The organism is Bacteroidia bacterium (assembly GCA_037045145.1).
GTDB lineage: Bacteria > Bacteroidota > Bacteroidia > AKYH767-A > OLB10 > OLB10.
Genome location: JBAOIA010000011.1, coordinates 1,094,346 through 1,108,232 on the forward strand (window position 1 = coordinate 1,094,346; position 13,887 = coordinate 1,108,232).

10 protein-coding genes are annotated in these 13,887 nt (G+C 36.9%); 8 read left to right on the forward strand and 2 right to left on the reverse strand.

Annotation, left to right across the window (positions count from 1 at the left end; all coding sequences use genetic code 11):
• Window positions 1-43: 43 nt before the first annotated feature.
• The 5 genes from V9G42_05790 to V9G42_05810 are packed head-to-tail and all read left to right on the forward strand — an operon-like array spanning window position 44 to window position 8,743.
• A complete protein-coding gene (locus V9G42_05790; GenBank protein MEI2758934.1) occupies window positions 44-2,209 on the forward strand; it encodes an ATP-binding protein in 2,166 nt (721 codons plus the stop codon).
• Window positions 2,181-3,383 carry a hypothetical protein gene (locus V9G42_05795; GenBank protein MEI2758935.1) on the forward strand — a complete coding sequence of 401 codons (1,203 nt, stop codon included), beginning with the start codon at window positions 2,181-2,183 and terminating at the stop codon, window positions 3,381-3,383. The genes V9G42_05790 and V9G42_05795 overlap by 29 nt, the downstream gene beginning before the upstream one ends.
• 17 nt (window positions 3,384-3,400) lie before the next feature.
• On the forward strand, window positions 3,401-6,745 hold the full coding sequence (locus V9G42_05800; GenBank protein MEI2758936.1) for a two-component regulator propeller domain-containing protein: 3,345 nt from the start codon (window positions 3,401-3,403) through the stop codon (window positions 6,743-6,745).
• Window positions 6,746-6,755: 10 nt separating this feature from the next.
• Entirely contained in the window at window positions 6,756-7,139 is a 384-nt protein-coding gene (locus tag V9G42_05805) for a response regulator (GenBank protein MEI2758937.1), read from the forward strand.
• Between the two features lie 2 nt (window positions 7,140-7,141).
• Entirely contained in the window at window positions 7,142-8,743 is a 1,602-nt protein-coding gene (locus V9G42_05810) for a response regulator (GenBank protein ID MEI2758938.1), read from the forward strand.
• Window positions 8,744-8,793: 50 nt separating this feature from the next.
• Here V9G42_05810 and sppA read toward each other — a convergent pair whose 3' ends face one another.
• Window positions 8,794-10,551 (reverse strand): signal peptide peptidase SppA, encoded by a 1,758-nt coding sequence (gene sppA, locus V9G42_05815; GenBank protein MEI2758939.1) that lies wholly within the window; start codon window positions 10,549-10,551, stop codon window positions 8,794-8,796.
• A gap of 54 nt (window positions 10,552-10,605) precedes the next feature.
• On the opposite strand from sppA, the gene folK reads away from it, so the two are divergent.
• The 3 genes from folK (at window position 10,606) to V9G42_05830 (ending at window position 13,290) form a co-directional block, all read left to right on the forward strand.
• The gene (gene folK, locus V9G42_05820; GenBank protein MEI2758940.1) at window positions 10,606-11,115 is read left to right on the forward strand and encodes a 2-amino-4-hydroxy-6-hydroxymethyldihydropteridine diphosphokinase; all 510 of its coding nucleotides are present in this window, start codon (window positions 10,606-10,608) and stop codon (window positions 11,113-11,115) included.
• Window positions 11,102-11,719: a deoxynucleoside kinase gene (locus V9G42_05825; protein ID MEI2758941.1), complete on the forward strand. Its 618-nt coding sequence runs from the start codon at window positions 11,102-11,104 to the stop codon at window positions 11,717-11,719. The genes folK and V9G42_05825 overlap by 14 nt, the downstream gene beginning before the upstream one ends.
• A gap of 116 nt (window positions 11,720-11,835) precedes the next feature.
• Entirely contained in the window at window positions 11,836-13,290 is a 1,455-nt protein-coding gene (locus V9G42_05830) for an OmpA family protein (protein ID MEI2758942.1), read from the forward strand.
• A 45-nt stretch (window positions 13,291-13,335) separates the two neighbouring features.
• On the opposite strand, the gene V9G42_05835 is transcribed toward V9G42_05830, so the two are convergent.
• Window positions 13,336-13,866, reverse strand: coding sequence for an RNA methyltransferase (locus V9G42_05835; protein MEI2758943.1), 531 nt, complete (start codon window positions 13,864-13,866; stop codon window positions 13,336-13,338).
• Window positions 13,867-13,887 lie beyond the last annotated feature (21 nt).

Below are 13,887 nucleotides of genomic sequence, written 5' to 3' on the forward strand. Positions count from 1 at the left end.
GTCAATTGATAAAAATTGAATACATTTGGCATTCGTTGCGGTGATGAAGAAGCAAGTTTTAATTTTTATTTTTTGTCTCGTTTGCGCTCTTGTTAAAGGTGATGCAAAACAATTTTATTCTGTATTTGACCGAAAAGATTTACCTGTTTTTTCAAGACCATTTTTTGTAACTGTAACTGCTGACCCGGTTGCATTAAAGTCTGCCGAAAAATTGTTAGACGATGCAATGATGAACAAACGACAATTGGAAATTTTCCAATTCGCCAATAATGCCGGATACTATAATCTGCTCAATGGTGATTTTATTCAGGCTTTGAAATTTTTGCAAATAGCAGTTAATCATAAGCCGCAGCATAAGGATGCAGCATCAGCTATGGCACAGTATGCATTTGCACTTGATGTTGCAGGCCGTCACGAGCAGGCATTCACTATTTATAATGAATTGCTTGAAAAAGATTTAACCAACTCAGCACAAATAAAGGCCTACGTACAGGCAATGGCAGGTTTGATTTTTCTTCAACATGCTGATACGGTTTCGGCAAAGACATTACTCGGTAGTGCATGGCATTATTTTTCAGACAAAAACTTTTTGCTTCAACAATATTATCTGTTTGAACGTATGGGAGACATTGATCTTGTTGCCAAACGATTTAGTAGTGCATCAGTTAATTATCTGCAACAATTAAAGTATGCCACCAAGTTAAATAATAAAACATTTCAGGCATTGGCTACTCGAAATTTGGGATTATGTTATCTCAAACATGATGATTATTTGAAGGCTGTAACTTATTTCAAACAAAGTTTGGAGTTTCGAGATAACGTTCTTTTACAAAAATTGTTAAAAGACACATATCTTAAAATTGTCACTATAAGCAGTTTTAATAATGATTTTACAAAAGCCGACCGTTATCATGAGTTATATAGGCAGCTAAAAGCCAGCGAAACAGTTGTGAAAGAAACAGCAGCATTGCAGGCAGAAAAAGAAAAAATTCTGTTTTTATTAAGTCAATCGGCCAGTAACGAAAACAATATAGTTTCGAGGCAGGAGTATGAGCTTAGTCAACAATTAACTACCCTTGACATTGAACGTCAGAATAAGGAGAAAGCTTTAGAAGAGTTAACTCTTGCCGAAGCGCAAAAAAAACTGAAGGAGCTGGAGTTGGATAAAATTGCAGGAGAAAAAATAAAACAAGAAGCCGAACTTGCAAAAAAAGAATTGCAAATCAGCAAACAAAAAGAGTTTAGAAATATACTTTTAGGTATTTCGGGATTGATTGTTTTGGGAATCATATTTTTGATAAACCGCTATAGACTTAAAAGAAAATCTTTAGAACAACTCAGGCAGGCACATCAGGAGTTGCGACAGGCGCATGAACAACTAAAGCAAACACAGGAGCAGTTGGTGCAATCCGAGAAGATGGCATCTTTAGGTCAGCTGACGGCAGGCATTGCCCACGAAATTCAAAACCCACTGAATTTTGTAAACAACTTTTCTACTTTAAGCATGGACATGATTGATGATTATATAAAAAACAAAGATGAAGCTTTACTTGATGAGTTGAAATCGAATCTCAAACGTATCAATCATCATGGTGGAAGAGTTTCCTCTATTGTTAAAGGTATGTTGTTGCACAGCCGAAGTAAAACAGCCGAAAAAGAGCTATCAGATATTAATATTCTTGTTGATGAATCTTTGGCATTGGCTTTTCATGGCAAGAAATCCACAGAGGCAGATTTTTATTGTCACATTGAAAAAGATTTTGATGTAACAGCCCCAGCAATTAAAGTTTTACCTCAGGAGTTGCGAAGGGTAATTATCAATCTTATTAATAATGCATTTTATGCAGTTCATGAGCGTACTGTAAAATCAAATGCCAATAAGCAGGAAATAAAATATAAACCTCAGGTAAGTGTTACAACTCATGTTGCCGGACAGTTTCTTGAAATTGCAATTACTGATAATGGCACAGGAATACCTGATGCCATCAAGGATAAAATTTATAATCCGTTTTTTACATCAAAACCAACAGGTAAAGGTACAGGGCTTGGTTTGTCAGTAAGTTTCGACATTATTGAAAAACAACATGGAGGAAAATTAAAATTTGAGTCAGAACAGGGTGTTGGAACAGTTTTTACAATTTCTTTGCCGCTGATTACACCACCTGATTTAAAACAAAGTAATGGAGATATTAAGAAATCTGTTATATAATATATTGTTCGTTTTAATGCCATTGGCTGTTTTTTCACAGTCAGACACATTAAATCGTGCAACCAATATTGTAGGCTGTCAAAGTGGAGACTGCGTAAATGGCACAGGCGTTTACCTGTATAAGAATGGTAATCGTTATGAAGGTGCTTTTAAAAATGGTAGCCCGGATGGTAAAGGTGTAATGAATTACAGAAACGGAAATCGTTATGAAGGAGATTTTACACAAGGTAGGTTGAATGGGAAAGGTAACTACAGTTACAGAAATGGAAACAGCTATACAGGTGATTTTGTAAATGATCAATTTCATGGTCGTGGCATTTATATTTACAACAGCGGCAACCAATATATTGGCGATTTTTTTGAAGGCAGCAAGCATGGAAGTGGAACTTTTACATTCAACGATGGAAGTACCTACACAGGACAGTTTGTAGATGACATGGTGCAGGGTAAAGGAACCTGGAGATATGCAAATGGCGATTGGTATGAAGGTGATTTTGTTAACTCAAAAAAAGCAGGAAAGGGCACTTATTATTATAATGACAGTAGTCGCTATAGTGGTGATTTTATTAATGACGTTTACAATGGTTCGGGTATTTTCATATTTGCCGATGGCAGTACTTATATAGGCCAGTTCAGAAATGATTTATTTAATGGACAAGGTACCTGTTATTATTCAAATGGCGATGTCTATACCGGTGAATTCAGAGATGGATTGTACAGTGGAAGTGGTGTGTATGCTTATGCCACAGGCGATCGTTACAAAGGAACTTTTTTAAATAATGTATTTAATGGCGAAGGAACATATATTGATGAGACGGGTGAAGAAACAGTTACCATGTACGAAAACGGAAGGGCAGTGGGAGAATCGAAAGTAATAGACAAGGAGAACGTAAAACCTGAGCCTGAAGAAAATAAGAATGTGACAAAGATTCCTGAGGAGAAAAAAGAAGAACCTAAAGTTTCTGAGCCAACCATTGCCAAAATCCCTTGTCCTATCTGTAAAGGTAAAGGAAAAATTCTACAGCCGGAGGTTAAACGTAACCGCTCTATTGTTAAAGATATCAGTAATGGTTTAGGGCCTAGAAATTTTGTTACCTACACAGTGTCAGAAGTAGTTAAGCCGGCAGCATGGGCAAATTGTAAAGTTTGTCATGGTACGGGAATTAAACAATAAATCCTATTTTTGAACCCATGCTTTCAAAAGCAATTCAAAAAGTCACCCACCTTTTTTGGCTGTTTTTCCTAATAGCCATCAATGCTTTTGCACAAAAAAGTGATGTGTTCAGGCATCTTAATACTGTAAACGGACTATCGCACAACAGAATTACCTGCATCATTCAGGATAAAATTGGCTTTATCTGGATTGGCACAGAAGATGGACTAAACCGCTATAACGGCTATAAAATTGATGTCTATAAGCACAATCCATCTGACGAAACTTCTGTCTCCAGCAATGGCATCCGTTGTTTGTTTGAAGACCATAATGGAAAGTTGTGGATAGGTACTGATGATGGACTTAGTTTTTTCGATATTGAAACCGAACATTTCGGTAGTTTTAGAACAAATACCAAAGGAAACGCCATAAGTAGCAATCAGATTACCTGCATGGAAGAAGATGCTTCAGGAGTTTTGTGGGTTGGCACAGCTGGTGGCGGCATCAACCTCTTAAATACTTCAACTGGTAAATGGCAAAATTTTACTGCTAATAAAGCAATTCCGAATTCTATTTGCAGTAATAATATTACGGCTATAGTAAAGGATAAGAATGGTGTAATGTATATTGGAACGGATAACGGACTTGCAATTGCCGATCGTAATCAAACCGGAAATTTTACAATCATAAACCATGACCCTGCAAATACAAACTCTCCTTTAGAAAACAGCATTACCTGTCTTTATGCCGATTTTCAGAATAAGATTTGGATAGGCACCCTCAATAGTGGTATGAGTGCTATGCGAACAGACAACCGCTCTTTTACTCATTACACCAATTTGGGCAAGTTTGAAAACAACTCTGTTTTTGGAATCAATAAAGACCTGGATGGAAGTATTATTGCCGGAACAATTGGAGGAGGTTTGATAATTTTTGACAGTAATGTATCTACATACTCGTCTTTTACACATAGCAAAACAGACCCTTTTTCTATCAGTAGCAATAGTATTTGGACAGTATATCGTGATAAAGCCGGCATAATTTGGATTGGAACAGACAATGGTCTTGATTACTACAAAGAAGACCTGATGCGTTTTAAAACAGAGTTGCCCTTGCCTGATGATCCATTGAGTAATGTAATTCCTAATAAGAATGTTTTTTGTTTTCTACCCCAAGAGGATAATGTGTGGATGGGTGTATTAGGCACAGGTGTAGTTGTTAAAGAACCAACGGGCGGCATTAAACAAGTCTATAGTACGGCAAACGGACTTGCAGACAACAGTGTGTTTTGCCTAATCAAAGACAGAAACGGAATTGTTTGGGCAGGAACTTATGGCGGGCTGACATCTATCAATCCACAATCGGGAGTTGTTCGAAGCTATAAAATTGCTGATGGTTTAACCAATAGTAATATCAGATCACTTGCCGAAGACGAAAACGGAAATATTTATATTGGTACCTACGGGGGTGGCCTTTGCGTACTTAACAGACAAACTGATAAAATTTCAAGTATTCGTAAAGAAGATAATAAAGGACTAAGCAACAATATCATTACAGCATTAAAGTATGACGGCAATGGCAACTTGTTTATAGGCACCTATGGAGGTGGATTGTGTTTGTTGAATATATCTGCAAATTCAATAACTGCATTTGAATCAAAACCGGGAAGCAATACTACAATTAGCAGCAATTATATCAACTCAATTTACAGTTTTTCAAATCAACAATTGCTGGTAGGCACTTATAGCGGTGGAATAAATATTTTCAATTACGCAACGAAAAGTTTTACGGCACTTACAGAAACCAACGGAATCCCCAATAATAATGTAACTAACATTATTTCTGATGTAGAGAAAAATATTTGGTTTACTACAGGAAATCAAATCTGCAAAATGAAACTTGCACCTTCAGACTCTATTCTCACCATGAGAATATATGACGAACAAGATGGTGTTTTTAATCGTTTCAATCCGGGGGCATTTACACAGACTGCAGATGGTAAAATTTACTTTGGTGGCATCAGTGGTATTAATCGATTTTTACCTTCAGCTATCCGCGATAATCCTTACATACCTCCGGTAGTTATCACTAAGTTTTATCTTTTTGAAAAGCCCTATTTTATGGACACGATAATTATGTCCAAAAATATTATTGAGTTAACTTACAATCAAAATTTCTTTTCATTTGAATATGCTGCTTTAAATTACATTCTACCCGAAAAAAATCAATATGCCTACATGCTTGAAGGTCTTGAAAAATCGTGGACATACTGTGGCAGTAAGCGTGACCGCCAATACACAGATCTTGACCCCGGTACTTACAAGTTCAGAGTGAAAGCATGTAACAACGATGGAATCTGGAATCAGGATGGAACGTATATCATCATCATCATCAAACCTCCGTTTTGGAAAACCTGGTGGTTCTATATTTTATCGGGTCTTACTTTCGTTGGATTAACCATAACCTACATTCGTTGGCGTACACGAACGCTCATGAAACAGTATGAGATTTTGGAACAAAAAGTACAGGAGCGAACAGCCGAATTGCGGGAAGAGAAAGAAAAGTCAGAGCAGAAATCATTAGAGATTGAACGCGCCCTGAAGGAGCTTAAAGACACACAGTCGCAACTGATTCATGCAGAGAAGATGGCTTCTTTGGGTCAGCTTACTGCTGGTATTGCGCATGAAATTCAAAACCCTCTTAACTTCGTCAATAATTTTTCTGAATTGTCGCAAGATCTTATTGATGAGTTGAATGCTACCGAAGATAAAGAAGAATGGAAGTCAATTTCTCATGATATAAAAACCAACCTGGAAAAAATAAATGAACATGGTAAACGTGCAGAACGTATTGTTAAGAGTATGCTTATGCATAGTCGTTCGCAAACAGCGGAGAAAGTATTAACAGACATCAATAAACTGGCAGAAGATGTTATGAACCTTGCCTACACAAGCCTTCGTGCAAACGATAGTAATTTCGGCTGTAAGAACATGATTGAGTTAGATGCTTCACTCCCAAAGCTCAGTGTTGTTCAACAAGATATAAGTCGCGTTCTGTTGAATATTTTCAATAATGCATTCTATGCAGTAAATCAATTACGAAAAAAGTCAGATAAGACATATCATCCTGAGGTTCGGCTTAGAACGTGGAAAGCCGCAAACAAAGTTTATATCAGCATTAGCGATAATGGCGGTGGAATACCTGATGATATTGTAGATAAAATATTCCAGCCATTCTTTACAACCAAACCTACCGGTGAAGGAACAGGATTGGGTTTGTCTTTAAGTTATGATATCATTACCAAAGGTCATTATGGTATGCTTAGTGTGAATGTTCATAAAGGTAGTGGATCTGAGTTTGTTATTGAATTGCCCCAACTATAAAAAAAATATCATGCAAACAAAAATTCTGATTGTAGATGATGAACGTGATGTTGAACTGTTATTCAGGTTGAAGTTCAGACGTGAATTAAAAGAGAAGCATATAGATCTTCACTTTGCATTTAGTGGCGAAGACGCTTTAGACTATCTACACAACATTAATCCCATGGATGTTTTGTTGATCTTGTCGGATATTAATATGCCCGGCATGAACGGACTTCAGTTGGTTGAAAAGGTTAAAGCCGAATTTCCGGCTATGCGGATAATTATGGTGTCTGCCTATGGTGATGATAAGAATTTTAATGAAGCCAAATCGAAAGGTGTTGATGATTTTGTGACTAAGCCGGTTGACTTTAATGACCTCAAAATGAAAATGGCAAGAGTGATAGCAATATAGTTATGGCAAAAAAAATACTGGTAGTTGATGATGAACCTGATCTTGAACTTTTAGTCAAGCAGCGGTTTCGTTCTCAGATAAGGAACAACGAATTGCAATTTGATTTTGCTCATAATGGCGAAGAGGCACTACAGAAGCTAAAAGAAGATGTTGATATAGATTTGGTTTTTACAGACATCAATATGCCTATAATGGATGGACTGACCTTGTTGAATCAGATTAAAGAAAATAACATTCAACCTAAAGCAGTAGTGATTTCTGCTTATGGTGATATGGATAATATCCGTAAAGCCATGAACAGTGGAGCTTTTGATTTTATTACCAAACCCATTGACATGACCGACCTCGACACCACTTTGCGAAAAGGGTTGAGTGAGGTTGAAATAATTAAACAAGGTTTAAAAGCGCAGGAAGCACTGCAGCAAACCATTATAGAGAAAGAAATTGCTGTCCTGGAAAAGGACAAGGCCGAAGAATCAAAAAGACTAAAACAGCAGTTTCTGGCTAATATGAGTCATGAAATAAGGACTCCAATGAATGCCATTATAGGTACGGTCAACCTGCTTCATAAATCTGAACTTGACGAAAAACAGTCAAAGTATATTGGAATTATAAAAACAAGTGCCGACAATCTGTTGGTCATCATCAATGATATTCTTGATATTTCAAAGATTGAATCCGGCAAGTTTACTATTGAAGAAATTCCTTTTAACCTGCACGAAAAAGTAAGCCATGTATATGAGTCATTAAGAGTTAAAGCTGAAGAAAAAGGTCTTGGATTTAATGTGGATTATAATCAAGCACTTTCTGAAAATTATATTGGCGACCCGGTAAGGATAACACAAGTGTTGATTAATCTTACTGGTAATGCCATTAAGTTTACTGAAAACGGCTCAGTAACAATTAAAGTGGCTCCGGTAGAAGATACATCAAACGGTATCAGCATTAGCGTAGTTGATACAGGCATTGGCATTGCGCAGGATAAAATTCAACACATTTTTGAAAGTTTTACTCAGGAAAGTGCAGATACTACAAGAAAATTTGGCGGAACAGGCCTTGGTCTTGCCATCAGCAAACAACTGATTGAATTAATGAATGGCCAATTAATTGTTGAAAGTGTACAAGGCAAAGGTTCTTCTTTTATCGTAAAATTGCCATTGTTAGCAACCAATGAAATGCCTGCTGATGGTAAAAACATTGTTCCGGTAAATTCTGAAATAAGAAAAGATCTGAAAATTTTGCTTGCAGAAGACAATCAGTTTAATCAAATGGTAGCTGAAGATACCCTGCGTATGATGATACCTGATCTTACATTGGATATTGTAGATAATGGTGTGCAGGCTATTGAAAAACTCAAATCAGGTGCTTACGATTTAGTGATTCTTGACATACACATGCCTGAAATGGATGGATATGAAACCACGCATTATATTCGTACGCAAATGCCGTCACCGTTAAATAGTGTACCTATTATGGCAATGACGGCTAATGTTATTGCAGAAGAAATTGACAAATGTTTTGCAGTAGGAATGAATGCCTATGTAAGCAAGCCCTTTACCCATGAAGATTTAATGGATAAAATAAAGGCACTCACAAGAAAATAGTTTTATAGGAGTCAATTTTAAGTTGACTCCTATAAAAGTGTTGATGTCTATTATTCAACGGCAATGCCAAATGGCATTCTAGCCTGAATTTTATCTTGTTCGGAAATTTGTCTGAGATACTTCATCAGCTTCACACTTTCTTTCATATAGTCAGGCATCATCATACTTTCCGATTCACCTTTCATGTCTTCAAGTATTTCCTGTATTGGATCTTTTTGTTCAGGAAGTTCTTTTATTCTGTAATTGTCCAATCCTGCTTTTTTTGCAGCAAGGGCAACTGCATCATTCAGTCCTCCATAAATGTCAACCAAACCAATTCTCTTTGCATCGGTAGCACTCCACACTCTGCCTTGGCCAATACTGTCAACCATTGCTGTTTCCATTTTTCTGCCTTCAGCAACCCGTCCAATAAAGGTACTGTAAACATCTTCAACACTGCGTTGAAGAATATTCCTTTCAGCAGGTTCAAGAGGTCTTGTTGGCATACCTAGGTCAGCATAAGGTCCGGTTTTGTAGGTGTCAAATGTCAATCCTAATTTGTTGTTTAGCAGTTTTTGTGCATTAAAGAGCAACCCAAAAACACCAATGGATCCTGTAATAGTAGTAGGTTGGGCTACAATAGTATCGGCTAAACAGCTGATGTAGTAACCTCCTGATGCTGCAAGGTTGCCCATGCTTACAATAAATGGCTTCTTCTCCTTGGCTAATTTTGTTTCGCGCCATATCACATCCGATGCCAGCGCGCTGCCTCCGGGAGAATTAACTCTTAAAACAATGGCCTTTACTTTATCATCCAAACGTGCTTTCTTTATTGCTTCGGCTATCTTATCAGAACCTACCTGATCGGCTTCGCCACTACCACTAACAATATCACCAACGGCATAAACTACGGCAATGCGGTCAGTGGTGAATTTTTTGTCTGACTTAACAACGGCTTCATTGTATTTGTTCAGACTGATATAGTTAACATCATTTTCCTGAACACCGGATTTTTCTGCCAGAATTTTTTCTAACTCATCTTTATAACATAATTGGTCAACTAATTTTAAACGAAGTGCGTCTTTTGCATTTTCTGCAGCTAAACTGTCAGAAATTTGCTCTAATTCTTCACGGCTTATTTTTCGTGACTCTGCAATTTCACCACGAATAGTTTCCCATATAGAATTGATAAAAGTAGCAACCTGTTCTTTGTTTTCAGGACTCATTTTATCCAAAATAAATGGTTCGATAGCACTTTTGAATTTTCCATGTCTGATAATTTCAGGCTCAATTTCAAGTTTATCCAATGCGCCTTTCATAAACATTAATTGTGCATAGAGTCCTTTAAAATCTACTGCACCTTCAGGGTGTAGATATATTTTGTCGGCAACACTTGCCAGATAATACGCTTTGGTTGAATAATATTCGGCATAAGCAAAAATAAACTTACCTGATTTTTTAAATTGTACTAATGCATTTCTGATTTCTGTTGCAGTTGCATAGCCGGCTTCAAAACTATTCAGGTTAAGTAAAATTCCTTTGATGTTTTCATCTTTAGATGCTTTCTCAATATTGGCAATTATGTCATTAAGACCGGGTTGTTTACTTGCTTTTAATGTAGTGAGATTCAGATTACGAAACGGATTGTTGTCGCTTCGTTCTGCAATAGGCATTTTAAGTTCTATCCTTAATACAGAATTGTTTTTAACAGTTACAACGTCTTTTTTAAATGCATTGCCAAGCAGTACTGCAAACAAAAAGAAGAATAAAAGACAAAAAAGTATCAAGCCTGTAAGCGTGGCTAAAACATATTTCAGAAATTGTTTCATTTTATGTTCTTGTATGTGTTTGAAAATTTAGTTTTGCAAAGCTATAAAATCAAAATGGCTTCACCTCAGAATATTGCAATTATACTTGCAGGTAGCAATTTAGGTAACAGACTGCACAATCTGACTGAGGCGGCAATGTTTCTTGAAAAACTATCTGAAAAAAATACTGATTCATCATCGGTATATGAAACCGCACCTTGGGGCAATCAACAACAACCACCTTTTCTGAATCAAGCATTTAGAATACATACCTCTATAACCGCAAAAGTGCTGCTTGCCGAACTGTTATCATTTGAAAAAAGTAGTGGGCGTGTTCGGGTACAGCAATGGGAGCCGCGCAGTATTGATCTCGATATTATTTTTTACAACCATGACATCATCAGTTCACCCGAGCTTACTATACCACATAAACACTTGCATGAAAGACGATTTGTGCTGGAGCCACTTGTAGAGCTTATTCCCGATTTTATACATCCGGTTTTTGGAAAAAGAATTGCGGAACTGCTTGATACGTGCAAAGATGAATTGAAAGTCACAAAATTTCCTGTATATGCACAGAAATAAATTTCTAACCATTGAAGGAAACATTGGTGCAGGTAAAACCTCTTTGGCTAAGATGGTTGCCGAGGAGTTTAACTTCCATTTAATATTGGAAGAGTTTGCAGAGAATACTTTTTTGCAGCAGTTTTATGACAGCCCTGAAAAATTTGCTTTTCCACTTGAAATGTCATTTATGGCAGCACGATATAAGCAACTGAAAACATTTTTCAACAAAAACACACTGCCATTTCCTATTGTATCTGACTATATGTTTCAGAAAACACTGCTGTTTGCCAAGTCAAATCTTAAGAAAAATGAATATGGTCTTTTTGAACAGTTTTTTCAGATGCTCAACGTAGGATTGCCCCTGCCACAATTAATTGTGTATTTGCAAAAGGAGATACCCACGTTGCAAAAAAATATCAAGAATCGCGGACGCGATTACGAGCAGAATATGAAAGACGAGTATCTGCTTAAAATCAATAATGCCTATGGTCGTTTTATGAAAAAGCCCAATGCGGCTTCCAATATCCTAATTATCAATACAGAAGGTCTTGATTTTGTGCGCAAAAAAAGCGATTTTCATAAAATTATTGAAACCATAGAAAAGGCAGGTTTTAGGTTCTAATCGTCAAATAGTGTCAATAAATCTGTTTATTTCCTTCATAATTAATTTTAATATTTAAAATCATTGTGTTATACTTGCACCACAAAATTTTGTAAAATATTAAACCACTCTATACGATGAAAGTAAAAACCTTACTCGTTTCAGCTTTTTTAATCTCTGCTACGCAATTTGCGTTCGCTCAGGAATCTGCCAGATATGGCCTTCCAAAGAACAAAGATTTTGACAAATGGTCAGCAGGTATAACTGTAGGATTGAACTGGTTCCAGGGCGACCTTAACGAAAAAACCGGAAACAACAACAGCATTCTTAAGAATATCCAAGACCCTGTTTTCGGTCTTAAAGTTGGCTATCAGATTAGCCACTCTGTACAGGTAAACGTTCGCGGTAATTATACCAATCTAAGCGGCAAGAAAAACAAAACAACTTTTAGAGTTCCTAATGCAGTTACCAGCCCTCAGATTACCAGAAACATCAAGTTTAAGTCGCCAATTTATCAAGGTAGCCTTAACCTGAATTACACCATTGGTAACATCAGCTTCTTACAACGTAACAAGCGTTTGCACTTCTATGGTGAAATTGGTTTGGGTATATTTAGCTATGCACCCAAGGTTACTGATCTCGACAACGGAACCGTTTATGTAAAAAAAGGTTCGGTTGCTGAAGGATTTTTACCTTTGAGTTTAGGGTTTAAATATCAGATCAAACGTTTTGATATCGGCTTACTTGCCACATTCAACAAGACGCTAAACGATAAAGTAGATCAGGTATATGACTCAAAAACTGAGAGCGACAACTGGTCGTTTTTCCAATTAGGATTAAACTACACATTCGGCAAAAAGCAAGCTATGATGGAGTGGGTTAACCCAATGGAAGTAGTATATAACGACTTGTCTGATATGAAAGACAGAATTGATGTAATGTCAGGCGATAAAGACAAAGATGGTGTTTCTGATTTGTTCGACAAAGACAACTCAACTCCTGAAGGTGTTAAAGTTTATGGTGATGGTACTGCTTTAGATAGCGATGGTGATGGTGTTCCTGATAATTTGGACTCTGATCCTTATTCTAATAAAGGAGCAAAAGTTGACGCCAATGGATTAGAGGTTGATACTGATGGCGATGGTGTTCCTGATAGCCGCGATATGGAGCCGAACACACCTAAAGGAAACTTAGTTAACTTCCAGGGTATGACAATTGCACCTGCCGGTTCTTATGGAAATGATGGTATCACTTCTAATAGTGCTACAGGTTGGTTGCCTTCAATCTTCTTTGATGTTGACCAATCAGCCATAAAATCAGCATACCACGACAGATTGAATACAGTTGCACGTGTGATGATAAAAAATCCAAAGTTGAAACTGAATGTTGTCGGAAATTGCGATGTAGATGCATCAGAACAATACAATGATAAATTAGGTTTGAAACGTGCAGAAGCTGCTATAAACCATCTTGTAAAAGTTTATGGTATTGATGCTTCAAGACTTGCTGCCACATCATTGGGTAAGAAAGAACAACTTGCTAAAGGCAACAAGCGTATGAACAGAAGAGTTGATTTTGAAGTAGCAAAATAATTGGAATGATATTTAAAGGAAGGCCGGACTTTAGTCCGGCTTTTTTTATGGCTTCATTTTCTGAAACAAATCATAAATTATTATGCCTGCACACACTGCAATGTTTAAGGAATGTTTAGTGCCATGTTGCGGCAATTCTATTGCCCCATCACACATTGCTAATGTATCATTGCTTACACCATCAACTTCATTCCCGAAAATTACGGCTAATAATTCAGAAGGAGCAGGCTTAAAATCAGGCATAGCTATACTTTGGCTTGTCTGCTCTGCAGCAAAAATCTTATAACCCTTTGCTTTAAGTTCAGTAAAACAGTCTTTAATATCAGAATAATATTGCCAGTTTACAGACTCCGTAGCGCCCAATGCAGTTTTTAAAATATCTTTGTGAGGTGGTTGTGCCGTGATGCCCGTTAGAATAATTTTTTCTACCGGAAAGGCATCGCAGGTTCTGAAAACAGAACCTGTATTTAGTGCACTTCTGATATTTTCAAGAATAATGACAACAGGAATTTTTTGTATTTGCTTAAACCCCTCTGTCGAAGCGCGACCCATTTCGCTGCCGGTTAACTTTTTCATTTTTTACAATTGAAGACAAAA

Excerpts from the sequence above, each read along its gene's own strand:
- V9G42_05835 (MEI2758943.1), bottom strand. The coding sequence starts at position 13,866 with ATGAAAAAGTTAACCGGCAGCGAAATGGGTCGCGCTTCGACAGAGGGG.
- V9G42_05830 (MEI2758942.1), top strand. The coding sequence starts at position 11,836 with ATGAAAGTAAAAACCTTACTCGTTTCAGCTTTTTTAATCTCTGCTACG.
- V9G42_05790 (MEI2758934.1), top strand. The coding sequence starts at position 44 with ATGAAGAAGCAAGTTTTAATTTTTATTTTTTGTCTCGTTTGCGCTCTT.
- V9G42_05805 (MEI2758937.1), top strand. The coding sequence starts at position 6,756 with ATGCAAACAAAAATTCTGATTGTAGATGATGAACGTGATGTTGAACTG.
- V9G42_05825 (MEI2758941.1), top strand. The coding sequence starts at position 11,102 with ATGCACAGAAATAAATTTCTAACCATTGAAGGAAACATTGGTGCAGGT.
- folK (MEI2758940.1), top strand. The coding sequence starts at position 10,606 with ATGGCTTCACCTCAGAATATTGCAATTATACTTGCAGGTAGCAATTTA.
- V9G42_05810 (MEI2758938.1), top strand. The coding sequence starts at position 7,142 with ATGGCAAAAAAAATACTGGTAGTTGATGATGAACCTGATCTTGAACTT.
- V9G42_05800 (MEI2758936.1), top strand. The coding sequence starts at position 3,401 with ATGCTTTCAAAAGCAATTCAAAAAGTCACCCACCTTTTTTGGCTGTTT.
- sppA (MEI2758939.1), bottom strand. The coding sequence starts at position 10,551 with ATGAAACAATTTCTGAAATATGTTTTAGCCACGCTTACAGGCTTGATA.
- V9G42_05795 (MEI2758935.1), top strand. The coding sequence starts at position 2,181 with ATGGAGATATTAAGAAATCTGTTATATAATATATTGTTCGTTTTAATG.